16 protein-coding genes are annotated in these 23631 nt (G+C 59.8%); 10 read left to right on the top strand and 6 right to left on the bottom strand.

Annotated elements, in window-relative coordinates; genetic code table 11:
* Positions 1–5 precede the first annotated feature (5 nt).
* The 4 genes from CQ017_RS04140 to CQ017_RS18330 all read left to right on the top strand — a co-directional run bounded on the left by CQ017_RS04140 (position 6) and on the right by CQ017_RS18330 (position 4321).
* On the top strand, positions 6–719 hold the full coding sequence (locus CQ017_RS04140) for a TetR/AcrR family transcriptional regulator (protein ID WP_181148352.1): 714 nt from the start codon (positions 6–8) through the stop codon (positions 717–719).
* 56 nt (positions 720–775) lie between these two features.
* Positions 776–1555 carry an electron transfer flavoprotein subunit beta/FixA family protein gene (locus tag CQ017_RS04145; RefSeq protein WP_105552643.1) on the top strand — a complete coding sequence of 260 codons (780 nt, stop codon included), beginning with the start codon at positions 776–778 and terminating at the stop codon, positions 1553–1555.
* Positions 1556–1617: 62 nt separating this feature from the next.
* Complete coding sequence (locus CQ017_RS04150) at positions 1618–2574, top strand: electron transfer flavoprotein subunit alpha/FixB family protein (protein ID WP_258133483.1); 957 nt, start codon at positions 1618–1620, stop codon at positions 2572–2574.
* 172 nt (positions 2575–2746) lie between these two features.
* Positions 2747–4321 carry a cytochrome b/b6 domain-containing protein gene (locus CQ017_RS18330; protein ID WP_258133484.1) on the top strand — a complete coding sequence of 525 codons (1575 nt, stop codon included), beginning with the start codon at positions 2747–2749 and terminating at the stop codon, positions 4319–4321.
* 10 nt (positions 4322–4331) lie between these two features.
* Here the strand turns inward: CQ017_RS18330 and CQ017_RS04160 are convergent, their stop codons facing one another.
* Complete coding sequence (locus CQ017_RS04160) at positions 4332–5807, bottom strand: AAA family ATPase (protein WP_105552645.1); 1476 nt, start codon at positions 5805–5807, stop codon at positions 4332–4334.
* A gap of 194 nt (positions 5808–6001) precedes the next feature.
* On the opposite strand from CQ017_RS04160, the gene CQ017_RS04165 reads away from it, so the two are divergent.
* From CQ017_RS04165 to CQ017_RS04180, 4 genes are all read left to right on the top strand, one after another.
* The gene (locus CQ017_RS04165; RefSeq protein ID WP_105552646.1) at positions 6002–6754 is read left to right on the top strand and encodes an SDR family NAD(P)-dependent oxidoreductase; all 753 of its coding nucleotides are present in this window, start codon (positions 6002–6004) and stop codon (positions 6752–6754) included.
* A 1170-nt stretch (positions 6755–7924) separates the two neighbouring features.
* Positions 7925–13618 (top strand): SdrD B-like domain-containing protein, encoded by a 5694-nt coding sequence (locus CQ017_RS04170; protein WP_181150494.1) that lies wholly within the window; start codon positions 7925–7927, stop codon positions 13616–13618.
* 199 nt (positions 13619–13817) lie between these two features.
* Positions 13818–15212 carry a copper amine oxidase gene (locus CQ017_RS04175; RefSeq protein ID WP_105552648.1) on the top strand — a complete coding sequence of 465 codons (1395 nt, stop codon included), beginning with the start codon at positions 13818–13820 and terminating at the stop codon, positions 15210–15212.
* A gap of 233 nt (positions 15213–15445) precedes the next feature.
* Positions 15446–16093, top strand: coding sequence for a 4a-hydroxytetrahydrobiopterin dehydratase (locus CQ017_RS04180; protein WP_105552649.1), 648 nt, complete (start codon positions 15446–15448; stop codon positions 16091–16093).
* Positions 16094–16203: 110 nt separating this feature from the next.
* Here the strand turns inward: CQ017_RS04180 and CQ017_RS04185 are convergent, their stop codons facing one another.
* The 4 genes from CQ017_RS04185 to CQ017_RS04200 all read right to left on the bottom strand — a co-directional run bounded on the left by CQ017_RS04185 (position 16204) and on the right by CQ017_RS04200 (position 20257).
* The gene (locus tag CQ017_RS04185; RefSeq protein WP_105552650.1) at positions 16204–16863 is read right to left on the bottom strand and encodes a GntR family transcriptional regulator; all 660 of its coding nucleotides are present in this window, start codon (positions 16861–16863) and stop codon (positions 16204–16206) included.
* A 127-nt stretch (positions 16864–16990) separates the two neighbouring features.
* Positions 16991–17983, bottom strand: a complete 993-nt coding sequence (locus CQ017_RS04190) for a transketolase family protein (protein WP_105552651.1) — start codon at positions 17981–17983, stop codon at positions 16991–16993.
* A complete protein-coding gene (locus tag CQ017_RS04195) occupies positions 17984–18862 on the bottom strand; it encodes a transketolase (protein WP_374954789.1) in 879 nt (292 codons plus the stop codon). It abuts the gene before it with no gap.
* A 57-nt stretch (positions 18863–18919) separates the two neighbouring features.
* Positions 18920–20257, bottom strand: coding sequence for an MFS transporter (locus CQ017_RS04200; protein WP_105552653.1), 1338 nt, complete (start codon positions 20255–20257; stop codon positions 18920–18922).
* A gap of 246 nt (positions 20258–20503) precedes the next feature.
* Between CQ017_RS04200 and CQ017_RS04205 the strand changes: the two genes are divergently transcribed.
* Both CQ017_RS04205 and CQ017_RS04210 read left to right on the top strand, forming a co-directional pair.
* Positions 20504–21277: an SDR family NAD(P)-dependent oxidoreductase gene (locus tag CQ017_RS04205; protein ID WP_105552654.1), complete on the top strand. Its 774-nt coding sequence runs from the start codon at positions 20504–20506 to the stop codon at positions 21275–21277.
* A gap of 274 nt (positions 21278–21551) precedes the next feature.
* The gene (locus tag CQ017_RS04210) at positions 21552–22625 is read left to right on the top strand and encodes an alkene reductase (protein WP_105552655.1); all 1074 of its coding nucleotides are present in this window, start codon (positions 21552–21554) and stop codon (positions 22623–22625) included.
* Between the two features lie 91 nt (positions 22626–22716).
* Here the strand turns inward: CQ017_RS04210 and CQ017_RS04215 are convergent, their stop codons facing one another.
* Positions 22717–23526: a transporter substrate-binding domain-containing protein gene (locus CQ017_RS04215; RefSeq protein WP_258133485.1), complete on the bottom strand. Its 810-nt coding sequence runs from the start codon at positions 23524–23526 to the stop codon at positions 22717–22719.
* Positions 23527–23631: the final 105 nt, after the last annotated feature.

Below are 23631 nucleotides of genomic sequence, written 5' to 3' on the forward strand. Positions count from 1 at the left end.
AGACCATGCAAACCGAAGCACCCGTAGAAGCGGACAGCGGCCCCAAGAGCGAGGCAAGGCAGGCTGAAGTGGCACTGTTCCTGGACGCGTTGAGCCGTTGGACCGATGTCAAGTCAAAAGCGGCCCCAATCTACAAGCGCGGCATCAACACCCGAGCGCAGATCGTGGAAGCTTCCCGTAGCGTGTTCGTGCGACTGGGCTACATTGACAGTTCCGTCGAGGACGTATTGCTTGCGGCCGGGATCTCCCGCGCTACGTTCTATTCGCATTTCCGCAGCAAGAAGGCAGTCTTCGCAGCAGTAGTGGAAGAGCACGTGCGTGGGCGGCTTTCGCAAACGAATGTCACCAATGTGGACAAGTCGGACTATCGCGCACGAGTTACCGAAACCATCGAACGTTTCGTGAATAACTACACCAATACGCAGGACCTTTCCATGGTCATCGAGCAGGTGGCGCACTATGACGAGGAATTCCGTACTATTCGCTTGGTGATCAGGGACTTGTTCGTCGACCGCATCGCACGGGGGATCCGCCGCCAGCAGGCCGCCGGGAATGTCCCGGAGGAACTCAACGCGCGCGAATCGGCCACCTTGATCCTGGCGATGATGACCAATATTGCGCAAGTGGAAATTGGCTGGAAAAAGAAGAAGCCTACGCCGGAGCTGATCGAATTGATGACCAACTTCTGGTGCGCCGGAATCGGCCTCAAGGATCGCTGAAAACACGAAGAATTGACCGGTCCGGCAGCATGCCGGCCAGCAGGTAAGGATTGACCATGAAACTCATTGTCCTAGTCAAGCAAGTTCCGGATACCGGTGAGACTCGGTGGCTCAACCTTGAAACCGGCATCTTGGATCGGGCCGCGACCGAAGCGATCCCGGATGAGATTACCGAACGCGCGCTCGAATGCGCCTTGCGCCTGAAAGACGAGGACAGCAGCACCGAGGTCGTGGTTCTCACCGTTGGCGCTCACGAAGCCGAAAAGACGTTGCGCAAAGCGATGTCCATGGGTGCTGACCGCGCTATCCAGGTCGTAGATAACGCTTTGGAGGGTTCTGACATGCTGCAGACAGCCAAAACCCTGGCTGCTGCCATCAAACGAGAAGGATTCGATATCGTTCTCGCAGGAAACCAGTCCACGGATGGCAAGGGCGGCATGGTCCCGGCGATGGTTGCCGAGTTGCTGGAAGTGCCGCTGCTCAGCGACCTGTCCAGTTTCGCCGTGGCCGACGGCCAGGTCAGCGGATCGGTGCGCACTGAGCAAAATGAGCTGCAGCTCTCGGCCAGCTATCCAGCCGTCGCCGCAGTCACCGAACGTGTAGCGGAAGCGCGCTTTCCAACTTTCAAGGGCATCATGGCGTCCAAGAAGAAGACCCTGGAGAAGGTTGCGCTGGCGGATTTGGGCATCCAGGCCGGTCCAGCCTATGCACCGCAACGCTCCGTCATGGTCTCCGCCGTGGCGGCGCCTCCGAAGCAGACCGGTCCGAAACTCAACGATGACGATGAATCAGTCGGCAAGCTCGTTGATTTCTTGGAATCCAAGCACCTGCTCTAGGGCGGCGTCCAGCTACCTGAAAACTTCTGAACTCCGAGGAAAAAATGTCGAAAATTCTTGTAATGGCCGAGACCGCCGCCGACGGCAATCCGCTCGGCAGCGTGGCCGCCCTGATCGGTGCCGCAGCTGCCGTGGGCGAGCCAATCGTGGTGGCACTCAGCAGCGAAGCGAATGCCGGGATCATCGGCGAGAAACTGGGGGCGCTGGGCGCGGCACAGGTCATCGTCGGAACCCTCTCCGCTGAGCGAGCCCACCGGTTTGCCACCGACGAGGTGGCATTGCTGCAGCAGTGCATTGTCCAGCAGGCGCCGTTGGGCGTATTCCTGGATGGTTCCGTGAGCGGTCGCGCGATCGCCGGACGACTGGCCGCGCGCCTTGGCTCGTCGGTATCAGCCGACGCAATCGATGTGGCGTTGGAAGAGGGGGAGATCATCGCCAAGCATTCGGTCTTCGGCGGAGACTTCGTCACGGAATCAACGGTCGAGGGCGGCACCATGATTGCGACCCTGCGCTCGGGAAGCATTTCCCATCGGGCCGCGCCGCTTGAGCCAAGCGTGGAGATCATATCGGTTCCGGAATCATCCCAAACGGGAGCGCACGTGGTCAGCTCGAACGAGATTGCCCACGACGGCGGACGCCCGGCCTTGAACATCGCCCCGGTGGTGGTATCCGGAGGCCGAGGAGTTGCCTCCAAGGAGAACTTCCACCTCGTGGAACAGCTGGCGGACGTCTTCGGCGGGGCCGTGGGCGCGTCACGTGCGGCAGTGGATGCCGGCTATGTTCCGCAGAGCTACCAGGTGGGACAGACCGGTGTGGCAGTATCACCTGACCTTTATATTGCCTTGGGCATTTCGGGAGCCATTCAGCACCGTGCCGGCATGCAGACGGCCAAGACCATTGTGGCCATTGACAAAAATGAGGACGCACCAATTTTTGAGATCGCCGACTTCGGCATCGTCGGAGACTTGTTCTCTGTAGTTCCTCGGATCGTAGACGAAATCAACGCCCGCAGGAACTAGCAAGAACTGAACAAGTACCCAAGCTGGGAACTTGAACGATTTGGCTGTGAATGCGAATAGTAATGGAGCGAAACGCGTGAATGAGATCGGAAACCCGGTACGCCAGAAACGGCGCATGGCTGGAATCCCTCCGCTGGCCCCGGACCTAATCCGCAATGGCGGAGAAGCACCGATGCGCAAGGACATCGAAGCACAGCCGCAGCCGGAGCCTTCAAGTTTCCAAGCCCAGGAGGATCTCGTTGCCGGCAAGCCTGCGCACGCCGAAACCGCTGCAACTCCTCCGGCAGGCGGCAACCGCCGCCGCATGGCGGGCGCGTCAAATGCGCCGTTGCTTGTTTCCTCCTCCGCACCGTACGGAACGGCCACGGCCGTCTCCACGAATAGTCCTGCCGCTGAAAACGCCCAGCCACCAGCTCGCACGGAAATTGACGCTGCTGTTTCTCATGATCAGCTCCGGGAAGTTCCCAGCAAGGATCAGGGCTCGGCCCTTAATAGAGGCCGGCGCATGCCTGGTCCATCGACGGTGCCGGTAGTTGTCGCGCTGCAAGAATCCAGGCCGGCAAACGAACCGGCGAGCGTGTCATTCAACCAGCAGATCCCTGCAGCAGCCAGCAACCGTGCTGCTGGCGAAGCATCCTCGGTTCCGGAACGGCAGCGCCTGCGCCAAGCATCGCAGCCCGCGTCCGACGAATACGCCCAACGTGCCTCCGCTGAAATTGCTGATGGCAAGCGCGAGCCCGCTCAGCGCTCGGCGAAGAGCTTGGCATCGGAAAATTCCACGGGCTCCGCAAATGCTTTAAATGGCGATGTGAACCTGGATTCTCGAAATGCCAGTAAAACACCGTCCAAATATGCCAAGCGCGGTCTGCAGATTGGCGGGCTTCTGGCAATCGCTGTCATCGCAGTCCTTGCCGCTCAGTGGCTGCGTTCCACCTCCTCGGTCCAAGAATTCATCGCAGCATACCCAGGACATGCGAGCCAGCCGATTTCTACGCCTGAGGGCATTCCTGCCTGGCTCGGGTGGCAGCACTTTCTCAATATGTTCTTCATGGTCTTGATTGTGCGTTCAGGATTGCAAGTGCGTCTGCAGAATAAGCCACCGGGGTTTTGGACGGCCAAGAAACGTTCCTTCTTCTCCCCGGGAAATCAGCCGCCGAAGAAGATCTCGATTACTCAATGGCTGCATCAGCTGCTGGACGTGGCGTGGGTGGTCAACGGGTTGCTGTTCGTTGCTGCGCTATTCATCACCGGTTTCTGGATGCGCATTGTCCCAACTAGTTGGGATGTTTTTCCGAATTTGGCCTCCGCCGGCCTCCAATATCTTTCATTGGACTGGCCCGAAGAAAACGGTTGGATCCACTACAACGCATTGCAGGTGATGGCCTACTTCATCACGGTGTTCGTCGCAGCGCCGCTGGCAATCATTTCAGGTGCACGCATGTCTACCTGGTGGCCTGCGAAGAATGAGAAACTCTCAAAGCTTTACCCCATTGAATTGGCGCGAGCTGTACACATTCCGGTCATGGTTTACTTTGTCGCTTTCACTCTTGTTCACGTCTTCCTGGTGTTTTTTACCGGTGCGCGCCGAAACCTCAATCACATGTTCACGTCCCGAGACGTAGCTGATTTCTGGGGATTGGTGGTCTTCGGAATCTCGGTGGTAGCCGTCGCCGCGGCATGGTTCCTAACCAGTCCCATGTTTATCCGCCCAATTGCAGGAGCCATGGGCAAGGTTTCAAAGAACTAGGCTAACGAGGTCATAAGGGATCTTCACGGTATTCAACCGTGGACTGGCTTCCATTGCCGGATTCAACCCAGCCGAAGTAGGTTCCGTCTTCTTCGCCGCCTAAATCGTTGCCAAAATCAGGGCTCTCGGTTCCACCCAAGAAGCTGCGAGTGAACGATGCCGTGTCACCCATGAGTTCTTCAGCTGCAGCGACCAAATGTGCATCTTGCGGTACTACCCCAGCAATGGCTGCGGCAAGAATCGCTCGGCGCACCAGTTCACGGGTGAAGGACGCGGTAGTTCCTTCGATGGTTTCGGCCACTGACTCAACGGTTTCCGGGGCAATGTTTAGTTTCGCTCCGTAGAGGTTGATCAATGCCTTGCGACCGTCGAAGTCGGGACGGGGGATTTCCATAGCGAGGTCGATGCGCCCGGGACGTTGCACCAAAGCGCGTTCCAAGGATTCCACACGGTTGGTAGTTAGCAGGAAGGTTACATCTGCGTCCGACGCCAGTCCGTCCATGGCGTCCAGGACTTCAAAGAGCAATGGCTGTGGGCCGTGTCCGAAGCTGCGGTCCTCGGCAATCAGATCGCAATCTTCAAGCACGACGATGGCTGGCTGCAGGGCGCGGGCCATCTCCGAAGCGTGCGATACCAATGGCAGCGTATTTCCGGTAAGCAAGATGACCGTGTGCTCGGTCGCCTTTGCCGACAGGTAGCGTACGGTGTGGGTCTTTCCTGTACCGGGAGGGCCGTACATTAGGACTCCGCGTTTTAGATGCGCGCCATGTGCCGCTAGGAATTCGCGGTGTTGTCCTACCCCTAGAACCTGCTCTTCAATGCGCTCACGGATACCGTTTGGAAGGATCAGCTCTTCGGTGGACATCTGCTTGCGGTGATGGAAGGTGACGCCGCCGGTCGACTCGGCATAGTCGCTGGTCTTAAATGAAATGACATGGCCACGGAAAATACTGGAAGTGCGCATGGCTTCGCGGAAGTCGACCAAGAAGAGATCGCCTGCTCGTGGGTCGGCGCTCAAGATCTCCAGACGCGCTTGGAGGCGGCCGTATTCCGGGTTCGCCTGACGTAAATAGACCGCGAGGGCCGAACCATGGATCTTGAACAGGTGAATGCCTGAACCTAGGAATCGTTGCTGCTCACCTGGGCCGACGGGGAGAGACGTGTAATCAGGTTCGCCGATAATTCCGCGTTCGCCGTTCGGGTCCAAAAGATCCGAGAAATCTGCGTGATGGCGTTGCTGGCCGCTGACGCCTATAAGCGACGAATTTTCGTCTGCGGCCACGAGCTCATCGAGGACTATGTTGGCATCGGCCAAACGGTGAGCACCGAAAGCCTCAACGATTAGCGGAAGCGATGCTGGTGCGACACCTAAATGCGCTTCGAGTGCAGCGGTCAATAATCGACCCACTCGATCCGGACGATTCTGCTCCGCCAGCTGAGCTATACGGGCGAAGGAAGTGATGAATGAACTCAAATCTGGATCCATGGCCTGAGCCTACCAGCACGTCAGGGCGACTTGGGAGTCCTTATCTCGCGATATTTAGCGTTAGAGAGCTCGTGACCGAAAGCATAGTGGTTTGATTGACGCGTCATCGACACTTGGTCCGATTCGGAGTAGCGTCCTTGGTATAGGGCCAACGGAAATCCCGTGACCATCTTGGAGCAGAAAGTGAGTTCACCATGGCTCAGTATGATGTAGCAGATCGTTCGGCAGTCGTCACCGGGGCAGGCTCCGGAATCGGCCAGGCTATCGCCATTCTTTTGGCTGCAAACGGAACCAAGGTCGTAGTTCAAGATCTAAACGCAGACGCGGCCGAGGCTACCGTGCAGGAAATCATGGCCAGCGGCGGCGAAGCCGTTGCAGTAACTGGAGATGCCAGCTCCTCGGAAGTTGTCGAGGAAACCATCAAGGCTGCCAACGCGATGGCCCCATTGAAGGTCGGTGTCAACAACGCCGGTATCGGCGGCCGCGCCGCCAAGGTTGGCGAGCTGACCGATGAGGACTGGGACAAGGTCGTGTCGGTGAACCTGAATGCGGTTTTCCGTGGCACTCGCGCCCAAGCGGTCGCCATGAGCGAGAACGGTGGCGGTTCTATCGTGAACATGGCTTCGATCCTCGGCTCGGTAGGCTTCGCCGGGAGCTCCGCCTACGTATCCACGAAGCACGCCGTGGTGGGCTTGAGCAAGACCGCTGCGGTTGAGTACGCCGCCGAAGGTGTGCGCGTCAACAGCGTGGCTCCGGGCTTCATCGACACCCCGCTGCTGCAGCAGATGCCTAAGGAAGCCTATGATGCTTTGGTTTCCAAGCACCCAATTAATCGCTTGGGCAAGCCCGAGGAAGTCGCGGCGCTGGTTGCCTTCTTGGCCAGTGATGCGGCGTCCTTCGTCACCGGCAGCTACCACCTAGTCGACGGTGGTTACACCGCAGTTTAGTCGAATTCACGAGATCTAGCGGCTTTGCAATCTGAACTGGATCGCTAGGGCAGGATTGGTTAGATCTGAGTCGCAGGCTGGACCGCAAGGGTGTGGCATCGATATTCCATCGGTGTCATACCCTTTTGTCGTACTCGATTAGTCAGGTTCCCTGACTGGAACTTACTTTGGGCTAAAGCTTGAGCATCTAGAAGACGAGCGGTGGGCAATTATTGAAAAATTACTTGGTAATTTTTACTAGTAAAAAACTGCTAAAAAATGACACCTGCGTGGGTGCGTAAGTTCATCTGTTATTTTCAATTGCGATGCACTTGACGCGTTCTGCCTTGAAAACTCAAGGTTCTTCAGCGAGCGAGACTGCTTCCGCGGAGTTGGCGCAGAGCGGCGAGAGTGAATGAAGGGCCAACAGCCCGCAAAACGTCAGATGCAGGCAATGGAGTAATTCTTGCCCTTGGCTTGCAAGCCTCTCCATAGGCATAGTAGGGTCAAAATTACTCGCGTTTGACCAATAGATCATCACTTTCACAAGGGGATACTTATTATGTCGACGCAAACTGTTTCCGCATGGGGTATGCGTAAATGCTTTTGCTCTTAGCTAGCTACTTCAACTAACCATGCCTGATGCGTCCTATTGCTGGATCCTTCGCACGAGCGATTGAATGCCAACTATTCATGAGTTTTCGTAACGTCATCCGCTTCTAAATGGACCTCAGCTCCTGACCTGCTGCTCGAATGAGCACCGCCCGCTGCGGCGCGCGAACGACTAGCCGTCACGCTTTTCGAACAATCGCCTGATTTTTCAACACGGCGCCCTCTCCCTAGCTTTTTGCGCTATTTTTACGGTCCGCAACCACCTGGGATAACTTGATTCTTAAACATATAATTGGTTGAAGATACTTAAAATAGCATGTCAGCTCCCAAGAATAAATTAGCGTCATTTTAAGAAAATAATAAGAACCACTTGCTTTTCAGCTCACTGCCAGCTTGGATGTTTCTTGGGGAAACCTTGGGGTTAGCGATCAATATGCCGAAAATATCAAGGAGTCTGTCTCGATGCGACGCACTGAGCGTGGAAAAAATGCACCAGCGATTAATGCTGGATGGTGGAGACGACCACTTGCGTTAGGAACAGTTTCATCCCTAGCGATCACGTCCTTCGGACTGCCAGCAATGGCAGACATCAACACGTCACCAGATGACGCAACCGAATCTGCGGCCAGCATTATCGACCTAAGCCTTCTCGGCCAGGAACTCGCCGGCGGAGGCCAAACACGGGCGCTATTCCCAAGCGGACCAGCAACCGACGAAGGCGCGCTAAATGCCTCGCTGCTTGGCGGAGAGATGCTGGACCTCGGCGGCCTGCAGCTGCCAATCGACCAAATTATTGACTACGGTGAGCTCGGAGCCTTGCTTTCGCGCTCCACCGCAACCGATGCCAAGAACGGCGAAGCAATCACCGGTATTGCCGGTGCTGATGGTTCGGTAACACTGGACGGTCAAGCCGCGGACTTCGGAAACGCAAAGCTTGACCTGCTCTCGCTCTTCCGAGAGACCGGCGTAGACGGACTCACCGACGAGATCCTAAGCAAAGCCGAGCTGACCGCCGGAGTCGGTGGCGCTTGGGTGCAGGCTGTTGATGGAGAATTCCAGGACCCGGACGGAGTCGGCGGAGCCGGCCAGTACCGAGTTGCGGAAGCGAACCTCGAGCTCCAGTCCCCGGTGGTGGAAACCGTCGCCGGAACCCTGTACGAGCAGATCGGCCAGATCGATCAGCTCATGGAGGAGACCGTTGGCGGCCTTGGCGACCTGACTAGCATGATCACCAGCATCACCGACGCCTTGCCAGCGGGCGCAACCCTGGACTACACGATCGAATCGAATATGCAGGATGAGATCTTCGACGAGATTCTTGCGCAGCCGATCACCTCGAAGAATGAAATCCTCACCATCGATTTCTCCACCGGCCAGGTGTACATCGACCTTGACAAGGCATACTCGGGAGAACGCCCAGAAGGCGTCGACCTCCCAGATGGCATCAACAATCAGAACCCGAACACGGAACTGATCAGCAACGAGATCTACCCAATCATCGCCGAATCCGTGCACGATCTGATGGAAGAAGTTGTCGCCATCGCCGTGAGCGCCATTGAGGGCGCACTGGGCAGTGTCACGCTGAACCTCGAAGCCGGAGTTTCGGCGCTGGGCAATACCGCCACCGCCAACTGGAGCGTCAACCTCATGGGCGACGCGCAGCCAGTAGTCTGCGAATCCGAAGGCTTGGGCGGCGCGGCTTTGTGCGCCACGCTGGAGACCGCAATCAACACCGTGGTGGGCCCAATCGTCCAGACCGCGCTGGTGCCAATCCGCGATTACATCCTTTCCGACGGTGGCAAGGCCATCTTCGAAACGCTCTTGACCGACCTGAAGACCGGCGCCATCACGCTGCCGATCCGCCAGTTGCTAGAGCCAGTCTTCACCCTGCTGTCCCAGGTCATTTCGGTGCAGCTGAACCGCCAGGACGTCACCACGGCTGAGGGACCAGACGGTGAAGTCACCGAAAGCCTCGAAGTTTCCGCATTGAGCCTAGGATTGCTGCAGGCAGCGGATGCCGGTCGCCTGAACTTCGGCACCGCCGGCGTACGCATCGATGCGGCCGAGAATGCCATCACCCCGGCATTGACCGTTGATCCCACCGCAATTGATCCAGGGCAGTCCACCAACGTCACCGGCACCGGCTTCACCCCCGCAGGTGACGTCCAGATCCAGCTGACCGACGCAGAGGGTAACCCAGTAGGCGAGGCGATCACCGTTCCGGCCGACGAAGCAGGAAACCTGCCGGAGACCGCACTGCCCGTTCCGGCAGATGCAACTCCAGGGGAATACAACGTGGTGGCCACCGACGTCACCACCGGCACCCCGGTGCAAGGCCCGTTGACCGTCAACGATCCGGGACAGACCCCGGAGCCAGGCAACGGGATCATCGGTGACACCGTATTCGCCGACGCCAATGCCAACGGTATCCAGGATGCCGGTGAAGCAGGAGTTCCCAACGTCACCGTGAACCTGTTGGATGCCTCGGGCACCGCGGTTCCAAACGAAGACGGAACGCCGCGCAGCACGACCTCCGATGATCAGGGCAAGTACTCCTTCGGAGAACTTCCTGCCGGTGAATACATTGTTGAGTTCGTCGCTCCGGAGGGTTCGGTCTTCGCACCGGCCAACCAGGGTGATGACGACGCAGTGGATTCGGATGCTGCCGAGAACGGCCGCACCGAGGTTGTTGCACTGACCGCAGAGGCGCCAACCACCGACACGGTGGACGCCGGCCTGGTTGCGGATGACGCCGAAAACCCGGATACCCCAAGCATCACCGTTGACCCAACCGAAGTTCCTGCCGGGGATGAGACCACGGTCACCGGCGAAGGCTTCCAGCCAGATAGCACGGTCACCATTCAGTTGGAGGACGCCGAAGGCAATCCGGTCGGCGACCCGATCGAAGCGCCGGTGGACGCCGAAGGTAACTTCACCAACGCCCTGCCGGTCCCGGAGGATGCGGCACCTGGCGACTACCAGGTCGTAGTGACCGACGCCGACGGCAACGAAACCACCAACCCAATCACCGTCACCGACGCCGACGGCGCGGGCAACAACGGCGAGCTCGGTGACCGCGTCTGGCGCGACCTGGATGCCGATGGCATCCAGGATGCCGGCGAAGCCGGCCTGGCCGGCGTGAGCGTGAACCTATTGGATGCCGCCGGAACCCCGGTGACCGATGCCAATGGTGCACCGGTAACCGCGACCACCGACGGCAACGGCAACTACACTTTCACCGGTCTTGAACTGGGCGAATACAGCGTTGAGTTCGTCGCTCCGGAAGGTGCCTCGTTCTCTCCTGCAGCAGCCGGGGATGACCGCGAACTCGATTCGGACGCAGGTGAGAACGGACGCAGCGCGGTGATCGCACTGACCTCCGTTGCACCGGTGAACCTGAGCGTTGACGCCGGCGTGGTTGACGCTCCGGCGGTAGAGGACGCAACGGTTACCGTCGATCCGACCGAGGTGGCACCGGGTGAGGAAACCCAGGTGACCGGTGACGGATTCGCTCCTGATTCCGAGACCACGGTGCAGCTCACCGATGGTGAAGGGAACCCGGTAGGGGACCCGATCACGGTGACCACCGATGAGAACAGCCACTTCACAACCCCGCTAGCTGTTCCAGAAGATGCAGCTCCGGGTGAATACCAGATTGTTGTCACCGACTCCGAGGGCAACACCGACAGCACCCAGCTGACGGTGGGCGAACCGGATGATGGCGGCGAAACCCCTAACCCAGATGCCAACGGCGAACTCGGTGACCGTGTCTGGCGCGACCTGGATGCCGATGGCATCCAGGATTCCGGCGAAGCCGGCCTGGCCGGCGTGAGCGTGAAGCTGCTCGATGCTTCGGGCAACCCGGTGACCGACACCAACGGTGCCGAAATCACCGCGACCACCGACGAGAACGGCTTGTACCGCTTCACGGGCCTGGCCTTGGGTGAATACACCGTCGAGTTCGCAGCCCCGCAGGATGCCTCGTTCTCGCCAGCAGGCGTGGGAGAAGACCGCGGACTCGATTCGGACGCCGGAGAGAATGGCCGTACCGCAGTGCTGACCCTCACCAGCGCAGCACCGGTAGATCTGGGTGTTGACGCCGGCGTGGTTGACGCTCCGGCAGTTGAGGACGCAACGGTGACCGTTGATCCAGCCGAGGTGGCTCCGGGCGAGGAAACCCAGGTGACCGGTGACGGCTTCGCTCCGGATTCCGAGACCACGGTGCAGCTCACCGATGGCGAAGGAAACCCGGTAGGGGACCCGATCACGGTGACCACCGATGAGAACGGCCACTTCACGACCCCGGTAGCTGTTCCAGAAGACGCGGCACCGGGCGAATACCAGATTGTTGTCACCGACTCCGAGGGCAACACCGACTCCACCAACCTGGTTGTCGCCAATCCGGATGAGGGCAATGGCTCCAACCCGGGACAGCTTGGCGACCGCGTGTGGCGCGATGCCAACGGCAACGGCCTGCAGGACGAGGGTGAAGCCGGCCTGTCCGGCGTCACCGTCAAGCTGCTGGATGCCGAGGGCAATCCGGTCAATGACATCTCCGGAAACCCGAAGACCACCACCACCGACGAGAACGGTACCTACCGCTTCGCCGGGCTGACCATCCGCCAGTACATTGTCGAGTTCGACGCCCCGGAGGGTGCATCCTTTGCGCCAGCCAGGGAAGGCTCGGACCGCGCCATTGACTCGGATGCCGGAGAGAATGGCCGCACCGAAGTTGTCGCCCTGACCAATGTCGCACCGATCAACAACGGGGTAGACGCTGGTGTGGTCGACGCTCCGGCCGCGGAGGAAGCCACCGTGACCGTTGACCCGGCCGAAGTGCAGCCGGGTGAAGAAACCCAGGTCACCGGCGAGGGCTACGCGCCAAACAGCGAGATTCGCGTGGTGCTCACCGACGCAGAAGGAAACCCGGTGGGGGATCCAATCATCTCCACCACCGATGACAACGGACACTTCAGCGTGGCGCTGATGGTTCCAGCGGATCGGGCACCGGGCCAGTACCAGGTGCAGGCCACCGACGCCGAAGGCAACGAAGACAGCACCACCTTGGTGGTTGTCGAAGGCAACGGCAACGGCGACGGATCCGGCAACGGCTCCATCGGCGACTTCGTCTGGTTCGATGAGAACGCCGACGGACTGCAGTCCGAGGGCGAGCGCGGCCAGGGCGACGTGCGGGTGAACCTGCTCGACGCCGAGGGCAACGCGGTACTTTCCACCGAAGGCAACCCGATCACCACGGTGACCGGCGAGGATGGAATGTACTCCTTCGCAGGATTGAACCAGGGCCAGTACACGGTTGAATTCGTGGCACCGCAGGGCGGAACGTTCTCGCCTTCGGCCGCAGGGGATAACCGCGCAGTTGACTCGGATGCCGGCGAAAACGGCCGCAGCGCCGTGGTCACCCTCTCGCAGTCCGCGCCAACCACCACCGAGGTTGACGCAGGCATCACCTTCCAGGATGGCGACTCGGAACTGAACCCGGAGTTCACCGTGAACCCCGACAATGCAGGTCCGGGCGACACCATCACCATCGATGGCGAAGGCTATGCGCCGAACACTCCGATCGTGATCGAACTGCGTGACAAGGATGGCAATGTCACCCACGAGATCGAGGTTGAAAGCGACGAGAACGGCGAGATCCACACGGAACTCGTCATTCCCGAGGACATCGAAGACGGTGAGTACCAGATCGTCACGGTTGACCCAGATGGCAATGAGGAGTCACGGAGCATCACGATCCGCGACACCCCAACCGACACCTGCGCAACCGAGACCGCGCTGAGCATCAACCCGACGCAGGTGAACCCGGGTGAGAACATCACCATCAACGGCACCGGCTACACCGAGGGTGAGACCATTACGGTAGAAATCACCGGCGTGGACGGCAAAACCATCGAGCTCTCCCTGGCCGAGGCCAGTGCCAAGGGCATGGTCGTCATCGACGAGAGCTGCGCCTTCGAACTGAAGGTGCAGATTCCAGAAGACGCCGAGGAGGGCACCTACACCGTCAACACGAAGGATGAAAACGGCAAGGTCCTGGACTCCGGCGAATTCCAGGTTGTTGGCAACGATGGCTCCGGGAACGACTCGGATAACGAGGGTTCGGACCAGAATGGTTCGAACGATAGCAAGGACAAGGATGGCCTGGCTAACACCGGTGCCGAAGTTGTCTGGTACTCGCTGCTCGGCCTACTGGCCGCCGCTGGTGGTGTAGTCCTGACCATGGCTGCACGTCGCCGCGGCCGGCAGAGCTAAGGAAATAAGCGGCTAAGCCCCGGACCGGCTGCTGGCAGCAGGTCCGGGGCGTAGCCCGCAAATATTTCCGCAAAGCCCTCACCCCGCTGGTGAGTGTCCAAAGAGATGGGGAACCCGGATGACCGGGTTCCCCATCTTGGCGCCTCGCCCCGGATAATGAACTGACAATAAACGCCTCGAAGTAAGAAGCCTTTGAAGTATGAGTGAGCTCGTGAATAAAAGCCTCTTGAGAACCGCCAGCTTGCTGGCCGGTGCAGCAGTGCTGGTGTCCTGCCAAAGCTCCTCGGCAGCAAATGACCAGAGCACCGCGGTCCGTGCGCAAGCAGATCAAGGCGTCACCTCGCGCGTGATCAGCGAGCTGTCCTGCTCCGAGGGGTCCGAAGCGCTTGGCCAAGACATGACCAGCGGCGCGAACTGGTCCATGTGCTTTTCCGTAGACATCAAGCTCGGAATGGTGCTGGAGAACGTCACCTTCACCCCGCCCAACGCCGAGCCGATGGAGATCATCGATTCGATGTCGCTGTCCCAGCTTGAAGTTCCCTACGATGACGGTGGCCGTTCGACATCGGATATCACCAGCGCCGGATTCGGCGGCGGAAATATGCACTCGCTGACCGAGATCGAATGCCCCGGAACACTGGTCAGCCACGGCATTCCCACCATCGGGGACGGCAGCAAATACGGCGAGATCGAATCGCGCCCGGTGCTTTGCAGCGATACCGTTGACGGCGGTCTCTCCTACCGCTCCGCCGAGGTGGGCCAGCTGCTGGCCAAACGCAAGAACGACTGGCAGCTTTCGACCGTGTCGAAGGTTGGCTGGTACGAGTACCTGAACCAGGTGACCTTCGGCGCCGATGGGAGCATCCGGCCGGCCTTGGGCGCCACCGGCGACCTGTCCCCGGTTGACTACAGCGACGCCGAGCATGGCGCCGCCGTGGGCGAAGGCGAGGAGCACCATGCCTCAAGCCATTCGCACAATGCCGTATGGAAAATCCATTGGGCCCTAGGCGGCACCGGTGCCCAGCAGGTCGAGCAGTACGATACCAAGGACACCAACGAGTCCGGGGAGCAGTCCCCAATCGTTGAAGGGAACTACACCAAGATCGGCGAGCCGGCCACGGCGCAGTGGACCGATGCGCGCTGGTGGAAAGTCTCCGCACCCGGGATGCTCAATGCCGACGGGCACGTGATGTCCTATGAAATCGACATGGGGAAAACCGACGGGTTCAGCTTTATCGATGACGAGAAAAACCATGGGGCTGACGCCGAAACGGATTACGACGTGGCTTTCACCAACGCCGATGACTGCCACATCTATGCCACGTACAACCGAGGCACTTGCGGCCGCGGCGTCTTGGACTTCGTCAAGAATCAGTCCGGGGAGAAGCTGGCGGATGTCGTGTCCTGGGTGGCGGTGGGCTACCACCACGTACCGCGTGATGAAGAGCAGTCACCCATGGAGGTGCATTGGCAGGGCTTCACCATGGTTCCCCGTGACCTGACCGCGCAACGCCTCGACGTTCCGGAAGAACGCAGCGAGCTGAACGGCAAACCCGAGGACTGGCAGGGCCAGGTGCCGCCCGAGGGAAACTAACGGCCAGTGCCGGGGGTGTCCTCGTCCGGCGTCGAGGGTGTTCCCAACGCGCCGCCGCTCGGGCTGGGAAGTACTGAAACCAGCGCCATGGGGTTTCGATACCGAGCCGAAAGCAGATGACTAATTGTCGCCAGGCACTTCAAAGGACCTGGCGATGGTGGGAGACTAACGGTATGCGAGAGTCGTAGTTTCGCGGTGACCGCGAATTCGTGAATGCACGAGAGGCGAGGATCATGTCGGACAAAGACGTTTTGGATCAAGCAACCCGAGAAGCCAAATTATCGCAGCTGCCGCACTGGCGATATGTGCTGGGAGTTCTGCGCACTGCCTTCAAATGCCCCTCAGCTGCCGTGGCCTTGGAGTTCTTCGCCGAAATCGGCGCCTTGGCCGAAGAGGCCAACCATCATCCGGATGTGGATTGGCGCTATGACACCTTGTTCGTGTCACTGGTCTCGCATGACGTCGGGGGAGTATCGCTGCGCGATACCCAGCTGGCCGAAAAGATCTCCGAGCTCGCCGAGAAGCATGGTGCCCCGGCGAATCTGAATCTCATTCGGCCGGTGGAAATTGCCATCGATACCGATGACCGGGAACAGATCTCGGAAATCTGGCGCACCGCGCTGGGCTACAAGGAGCAGCACGACGGCAGCCTCACCGACCCGTACGGGCGTGGACCGGCGATCTGGTTCCAAAGCACCGATACGCCCAATGACAACCGATTCCATGTGGATGTCTCGGTGCCGCATTCCCACCATTGGGACATCATCGACGGGCTCAAGCTGGTCGGCGCCAGGCTGAATCACGACCATGCGCCGAACTTCGTGGTGGCCACGGATCCGCAGGGAAACAGGCTCTGCGTTTGCACCGAGATGGGCCGCTAGGCCGGCCTGCCCCCTCGCCGGTGGCCCTCGCCGTCGCGTGGCGGGGCACTGGTTTATTGGACGACTGCGCTATCGAGTTCTGACCGAAGTTGAGCGCGGCTTGAGCGCCGCTAGTTCATCAGGGTTTCGGCGGCAATGCGCATATGCTCGGCAATTTCCGCATTCACCGCAACACTGTCCCCGGCCTCGATGGTGTCGACCAGCTTGAAGTGTCGGGCGACATCCATGTTGCGCACCCCGCGCTCGAATCCACCGAACATGATGGACATGCGGATGGAACCTTCGAGCTGTTCCCAGGCGTGCAGCAAGGTGTCATTCTCTGAAAGCCGGCACAGGGTGCGGTGGAATTCGAGGTCTGCTTCGATCCGCTCCTCGATTTCGTTGCCTGCCAACCGGTCCATGTTGCCCACCGCGGCGCGCAGCTGTGCGAGGGCATCAGCCAGATCCTCGCGCTGCAGCAGCGTTGTGGCCGCGAGGCTTTCGAGCGAGGCACGGACCGCAAAGATGTCCTGGATTTCCTTGTTGTCCAGGTGGCGAACCGAGAGCCTTCCGCGTTCGCCGGCGGACACCAGGCCCTCTTGCTCGAGCTGGCGCAGCGCCTCCCGCAAGGTGCCTCGGCTGATTTGCATCGAGGCAGACAGTTCGGTCTCCACCAGATGGGTGCCCTGCTGCAACTCGCCGGTGGTGATGGCACGGCGCAAGGCAATCAGGGCCTGCTCGCGCAGGCTCTTCTTGCGAAGCCCTACCAGGGAAGAATCGGCGATGGCCATTGAGTGCCCCTAAAGATTGGAATCCAACTGTTGATTGTTAACTGTTGATTTTAGCGCCTTGAGGTGGGTGCGATGGAAACACCGCACCCACCTAAAGGCGAATCAACCTGCTGGACTACTCGGTGAGCTAGTCGAGCTCTGCCAGAACCTTGCTGACAATCGAGTTGATCGACAGCCCGTAGCGGTCATGGAGGGTGGGCAAGGCGCCGGCATCCAGGAACTCATCGGGCAGGCCGATCGGCACAATCTTGGAGGAGACTCCGCCGCGAATCATGGTCGAGGCCAAGGTCTCGAACAGCCCGCCGATGACCGAATGGTTTTCCAGCGTCACCACCAGGCGGTCTCCGGCGACCTCCTGCAAGACCGTTTCCGAATCGAAGGGCTTGATGGTGGGGGAGTGCACCACGGCGACATCCACATTGTGCTTGGCTAGCTCCTTCGCCGCGTCCAGGGCGCGCATGGTCATCAGCCCGCTGGAGACAAAGACTACGTCGTTTCCGCCACGCAGGACCTTGGCCTTGCCCAGCTCGAAGGTGTAGTCGTATTCGTCCAGTACGGTCGGTACCTTGCCGCGCAGCAGGCGCAGATACGTCGGGCCTGCACAGGCGGCGAGCTGCGGCACCGACTGCTCGATGTCTATCGAGTCGCAGGGGTCCACGATGGTCAGATTTGGCATGCCCCGGAAGATGGCGATATCTTCGGTAGCCTGGTGGCTTGGTCCGTACCCGGTGGTCAGGCCCGGCAAACCGCCAACAATGTTCACGTTGAGGTTGGGCTCGGCCGCGTCCAAGCAGAGGAAGTCATAGGCGCGGCGGGCGGCGAAGACCGAATAGGTCGAAGCGAAGGGCACCAGTCCCGTTTCGGCGAACCCGGCGGCCGCCCCGAACAGGAGCTGCTCGGCCATGCCCATCTGGAAGAAGCGGTCCGGATGCTGCTGGGCAAAGATATGCATGTCGGTGTATTTGCCCAGATCGGCCGTCAGCCCCACGATGCGGGGGTCGTTTTCGGCAGCCTTGGCCAAGGCATGGCCGAAGGGCGCCGCGGCGGTTTTCTGGCCGGGCTCCGCGAATGAGGCGATCATCGCGGAGGTTTTCAGGCGTGGTTTGGCGGTGGCAGACATTTAGTTGTTGCTCCCTTCGAAGCCTTCGGTCAGTTGCTCGCGGCAGATTTGCCATTCGTTTTCTTCGATGCGCATGAAATGCGCCTTCTCGCGGTCTTCCAGCAGCGGTACCCCACGGCCTACCTTGGTGTCGCAAAGGATCACCGAGGGGCGCCCGGTGCTGGAGGCCTGGGCTGCGATATTGTCGAAGGCCTGCAGCAAGGCCCGTGGGTCGTTGCCGTTGACCCGCTGCGCATACCAGCCGAATGCTTCCCATTTTTCCGTCACCGGCTCGGTGCGCAGCACCCCGGCGGTAGCGCCGTCGGCTTGCAAGGCATTGATGTCCACCATGGCGGTCAGCTGGCCCAGCTGGTGGTGCGCGGCGCCCATGGCGGCTTCCCAAGTGGAACCCTCATCCAGTTCGCCGTCGGAGAGGAAGTTGATGATTCGCTGGTTCTTGTGCTGGTGGCGCAGCCCCAACGCCATGCCCACCGCGATGGACAGGCCGTGGCCCAGCGAACCACCTGAAATTTCCATGCCAGGGGTGTACGTGGACATGCCTGACATCGGAAGCCGGGAATCATCCGATCCGTAGGTTTCCAGCTCTTCTACCGGAACGATGCCGGCCTCGGCCAGTGCGGCGTAGAAGCCAATGGCGTAGTGGCCGGTGGAAAGCAAGAAGCGATCCCGGTCCTCCCACTCGGGCTCTGCGGGGCGGAAAGCCAGCTGGTCGGCATAAACGGAGGCGAACATATCTGCTGCGCCCAATGCCTGCCCCACGTAGCCCTGGCCTTGGACTTCGCCCATATTGAGCGCGTGATGGCGGATGCGGTACGCGGCGTCGCGTACTTTTTTGGTGCGCTGATCGAGATTCAACGTCTTGTCCTTGATGGCTGTGATTGCCACTGTATGTCCTTTCAGAAGTTATTTAGCGGGAGCCCTGGTCGAATGGAGTTATTAGACGCTGCTCGTCTGCGGGTGGGCTGCGACGGCTTCGTTAGCTAGCTGGCGCTCGCGAGGACCCCAGGTTTCCTTGGTGATCAATGCCGCCCAGAGGCCGATGGCCGCGTAGCAGATAAAGAGGGTTGCCGGGCCCATCCAGCCGAACTGGATGAACAGCAGCGTGGTGATGAACGGGGTGAAGCCGGAAACCATGGCTGAAATTTGGTAGGCCAGCGAGGCGCCGGAGGAGCGGGTTTTGGCTTGGAAGAGCTCGGGGAACCAGGCGCCTTGGGCTCCTGCCATCGAGTTTTGGCAAACGGCGTAGGCGATGACGATCGTGGCGATGATCATCAAGAATGAGCCGGTGTTCACCATGAGGAACATCGGGATGCCGAAGAGCGCCGCAAAGCTGCAAGCGAGAATGTAGACGGATCGCCGGCCTACCCGGTCGGTCAGCCTGCCCCAGCTGTAGGTGGCGAAGATGCCGATGGCCGAGGCGATGCTCAAGGCGGTGAGGGTCTCCCAGTTTGCCGCCAAACCGGTGGTGTGCAGGTAGGAGATCATGTAGGTGATGGAGACCGCGTAACCGGCGGTTTCAGCGATGCGCAGCCCAATGCCGCGCAGGATATTGCGCCAATCGGTGCGGATGACCTCCTTGATGGGTGACTTGACGATTTCTCCGGCCTTTTTGACATCGTCAAAAACCGGGGATTCCGGAACCTTCGAACGAATGACCAGTCCCACGATGACGAGCAGGATGCTGGCCAAGAATGGCACTCGCCAACCCCAGTCGCCTGGCAGTTGCACGCTGACCAGGAATACCAAGTTTGCCAGCAACAGCCCTACCGGGAAGCCGGACTGGACGATGCCGGTGAACCTTCCCTTGTGCTTCCACGGGGCGTGTTCGTAGGTCATCAGAATAGCTCCGCCCCATTCGGCGCCGAAGGCCAAGCCTTGGACGATGCGCACGAGGACCAGCAGGGCCGGAGCCAAGACACCTACCTGCTCGTAGGTCGGCAGCAGCCCGATCATAAAGGTTGCCAAGCCCATGACGATCAGCGAGGTCACAAGCACCGGCTTGCGGCCGATCTTGTCGCCGAGATGGCCACCAATAATGCCGCCCAAGGGCCTGGCCGCGAAACCGACGCCCAAGGTGGCAAAGGCTGCGAGGGTGCCCGTTAGAGGGTCTGTTCCGGGGAAGAACGTATGACCGAAGTAGAGGGCCGCCGCGGTCCCGAATCCGATGAAGTCATAGGTTTCAATGGTGGCTCCGACACTGGAACCTACCGCAACGCGCTTGGCGTCCTTGGTGCCGTGGATCGGACCGCGCATGTTTAGAGCTTCGCTGCTCATGAGTGGGTCCCTTCGTGGTTTGTGGGAGGAGGAAAGCATTCACTGTTGACAGTCAACACTATTAGAAGTGTGAGCGCCAGCACAAGTTCTGTCAAGAGCTAATTTAACAGTTGACTGTTAACAGTAAACTTAACTAAGGTGGTGTGCACCACATGCATCGAGGGTGCTCCGGCAAGGCTGCGCCCATCGCTCACTTAGGTTTTCCGAAGCATCGCCAGGAGAAGCCGAAACGAAAGCAGGAAAGCAATGAAGCAAATCCAGCGCACCGCCATTCTGACGGGAGCCACTTCGCCCCGTGGAATCGGCGTCAGCACCGCACGCCACTTTGCCAGCGAAGGCTGGGGAGTCGTGATCCTCGATCTCGACCACGCCGCATCCGAGCAAGTTGCCCAAGATATCGCCGAAGAATTCGGTGTTCCCGCGTTCGGCCACCGGATCGACGTTGCCGATGAAGCATCCGTAACCACCGCGCAGGCCGCCGTGGCAGCCCAGGTAGCTGCGGGAGGTTTGCCGCCCACCGGAGCGGTAGTGAATATTGCCGGAATAACCTCGCCGGTCGATTTCCTCGAGACAACGCTTGAAATTTGGCACAAGGTCATGAACGTCAATGCCACCGGCACCTACCTGGTATCCAAGGCCTTCTTGCCGGAAATGATAGAAAGCGGCTGGGGGCGGATTATCAACATGTCATCGGTTTCGGCCCAACGCGGCGGCGGAGTTTTTGGCAAGGTTCCCTATTCCTCGGCCAAGGCCGCGATTCTCGGCTTCACTAAGGCGCTGGCTCGCGAGATCTCGGCTACCGGAGTGACCGTTAACGCTATTACTCCCGGGGCGGTAGACACCAACATCCGCGTTGGCAGCACCGAGGAGCAAGAGGCCGCAATTGCCGCCGGAATCCCCATCGGACGCACGGCAACCACCGGCGAAATCGCCTCGGTTATCGGTTTCCTTGCCTCGGACGGCGCCTCCTACCTGACCGGCACCACTATTGATATTAACGGCGGAAGCCACATGCACTAAGGATTGCACCGCGTCCGCAAGTCCCGGCGGCTGCCGCTTGGCGGCTGGTGGGTGCGCTGCGGATTAGTGATGCCAAACGGAGCGAGTAACGGCGCAGCTTCCAGCGCCGTTACTCGCTCTGCTGCGTTGGACGCCGAGAGAAGATTCGCCGCGGAAGCAGGTCTACGCGCTTCGAAATCGGCGCGTAATCCATCTCACTTGCGCTGTGAAGCAGGAATATAGTTCCCGGCTGGCAGGTTGCACGAAGCAACTACAATCTTCAGGAGTCCTACCTATGGATCTGTTCTCGCCGCTTACGCTCGGAGATCTCAGCCTTTCCAATCGACTAGTCATGGCACCGCTGACCCGTTCACGCTCACGCAAGGACGGCGTCCCCGATGACCAGGTGGTCGAGTACTATCGGCAGCGCGCATCGATGGGTTTGATTGTCAGCGAAGGCGTTTATCCCAGCGTTACCGGCCAGGGTTTTGTCCGCCAGCCTGGACTGGTCACCGCGGAGCAGATCGCCGGCTGGAAGAAGGTGACCGACGCGGTCCATGCCGAGGGCGGACTCATTGTTGCCCAGGTAATGCATGCCGGACGAGTGACGCATCCGGGGACCACCGGGCAGGACCACATTGTCGCGCCCAGCGCCATCGCAGTGGAAGGCGAGTCACGGACCTACACGGGCAAGCACCCCTACCCGGTGCCTCGCGCCCTTGGAACCGTTGAACTGCCGGGAATCATCGAGGAATTTGTGCAGGGTTCGCGCAATGCTATGGCCGCAGGATTTGACGGGGTCGAGCTGCATGGTGCCAACGGGTACTTGCTGCACGAGTTCCTCGCACCGAGCTCCAACACCCGAACCGACAACTATGGGGGGTCCCCGGAGAACCGCGCGCGCTTCGTCATCGAGGTAGTGAAGGCGGTGGCCAACGCGATCGGCGCTGGAAAGACCGGACTGCGGATCTCTCCCGAGCACAACATCCAGGGTGCCACCGAGCTGGATCGAGCCGACGTCACCGCGACGTACACGGCCTTGCTTGAGTCAATCGCCCCGCTTGGCCTGGCCGCCCTGAGCATTCTGCACAAGGAACCATCGGGGGACCTCGTTCAGGGTCTGCGCACCACCTTTGGTGGGCCGGTGCTGCTCAATACCGGGTTCCAAACGATTACCAGCTATGAGGACGCCACCGCGGTGGCCGCCGGCGGCTGGGCGGATGCGGTCGTGGTGGGGCGCCCCGCCATTGCCAACCCCGACCTTGTACGCCGGTGGCGCGAAGAGCTGCCGCTGAACGAACCGGATGCCTCCACCTTCTACACCGAAGGTGCCGAGGGCTACACGGACTACCCGTTCTGGCAGAACTAGCCGCCGGCGCAGCCAAAGGTGAATAGAAACAAGCCGCATCTGCCCGATACTTATCGGATGGATGCGGCTTGTTCGTTTTAACCGGTATCGGCTAGCCGAACCATGGTTTCTCCGCGGCGGCAAGAGTGCCGTCGTGCTTGGCCATGTTCAGCCACTGATCAACATATTCTTGGAATTTGTCATCGCCCAGCGGCAGCAGATAGGCCTTCTGCGAGAAGTTGAATGGCTTATCCGGATGCACGGCGCAAAGCTGAGGATGTTCATTGGCTACCCAACGCGTTTCCGAGGCATCGGTGGTCATCACGTCGGCACGCCCGGCGATGATTTCATCAAAGATCGTATTGTTGTTCTCAAAACGAATGATCTCGCCTTCCGGGTAATTCGCCTCTGCGAATTTTTCGTTCGTCCCGCCTATGGGAGTGATCGAGCGGACACCGGGCGTGTTGATTTCCTTCACGGTGTCGTATTTTTCAACATTTTCACACAGCGTGATGGGAGTTTTGCCCTCATCCAGGGTGGCTTCGCTGTAGTAGGCCTGCTGGGCGCGTTCCATGGAGATGGAGACACCGCCCACGCCGATATCGCACTTGGAAAGGAAGTCCGGCATCAGGTCCTTCCAAGAGGTCTGGATGAACTCCGCTTCGACATCCAGCGATTCGGCGAGATCCTTGGCCATCGTGATGTCGATTCCCGACCAATCTCCGGTTTCCGGGTCAAGATATGTGAATGGCCGGTAATCGCCGGTGGTGCAAACCTTGAGGATTCCCGATTCGCTGACGCTGGCCAACCGGGTATCACCTGCCGCGGTTGCCGCGTCGTTGCTCTGACCTGGATTAGGGGCGGAGCATCCAGCGGTGAGCAACACCGCGCTGAGCGCGAACACCGGCAGGAGACGAGTCACGGAATTTAGACTAGAAAAAGTTTTGGTCATAGCCCATCAATCTATAAGCCGACCTAGTCAGAGCGCAAGAGTTATGGATAGTTCTTCAGTGGCCGCACTCCTGCA

The sequence above is a fragment of the Arthrobacter sp. MYb224 genome, from assembly GCF_002975455.1.
Taxonomy (GTDB): Bacteria; Actinomycetota; Actinomycetes; order Actinomycetales; family Micrococcaceae; genus Glutamicibacter.

Excerpts from the sequence above, each read along its gene's own strand:
- CQ017_RS04140 (WP_181148352.1), top strand. The coding sequence starts at position 6 with ATGCAAACCGAAGCACCCGTAGAAGCGGACAGCGGCCCCAAGAGCGAG.
- CQ017_RS04145 (WP_105552643.1), top strand. The coding sequence starts at position 776 with ATGAAACTCATTGTCCTAGTCAAGCAAGTTCCGGATACCGGTGAGACT.
- CQ017_RS04150 (WP_258133483.1), top strand. The coding sequence starts at position 1,618 with ATGGCCGAGACCGCCGCCGACGGCAATCCGCTCGGCAGCGTGGCCGCC.
- CQ017_RS18330 (WP_258133484.1), top strand. The coding sequence starts at position 2,747 with ATGCGCAAGGACATCGAAGCACAGCCGCAGCCGGAGCCTTCAAGTTTC.
- CQ017_RS04160 (WP_105552645.1), bottom strand. The coding sequence starts at position 5,807 with ATGGATCCAGATTTGAGTTCATTCATCACTTCCTTCGCCCGTATAGCT.
- CQ017_RS04165 (WP_105552646.1), top strand. The coding sequence starts at position 6,002 with ATGGCTCAGTATGATGTAGCAGATCGTTCGGCAGTCGTCACCGGGGCA.
- CQ017_RS04170 (WP_181150494.1), top strand. The coding sequence starts at position 7,925 with ATGGCAGACATCAACACGTCACCAGATGACGCAACCGAATCTGCGGCC.
- CQ017_RS04175 (WP_105552648.1), top strand. The coding sequence starts at position 13,818 with ATGAGTGAGCTCGTGAATAAAAGCCTCTTGAGAACCGCCAGCTTGCTG.
- CQ017_RS04180 (WP_105552649.1), top strand. The coding sequence starts at position 15,446 with ATGTCGGACAAAGACGTTTTGGATCAAGCAACCCGAGAAGCCAAATTA.
- CQ017_RS04185 (WP_105552650.1), bottom strand. The coding sequence starts at position 16,863 with ATGGCCATCGCCGATTCTTCCCTGGTAGGGCTTCGCAAGAAGAGCCTG.
- CQ017_RS04190 (WP_105552651.1), bottom strand. The coding sequence starts at position 17,983 with ATGTCTGCCACCGCCAAACCACGCCTGAAAACCTCCGCGATGATCGCC.
- CQ017_RS04200 (WP_105552653.1), bottom strand. The coding sequence starts at position 20,257 with ATGAGCAGCGAAGCTCTAAACATGCGCGGTCCGATCCACGGCACCAAG.
- CQ017_RS04205 (WP_105552654.1), top strand. The coding sequence starts at position 20,504 with ATGAAGCAAATCCAGCGCACCGCCATTCTGACGGGAGCCACTTCGCCC.
- CQ017_RS04210 (WP_105552655.1), top strand. The coding sequence starts at position 21,552 with ATGGATCTGTTCTCGCCGCTTACGCTCGGAGATCTCAGCCTTTCCAAT.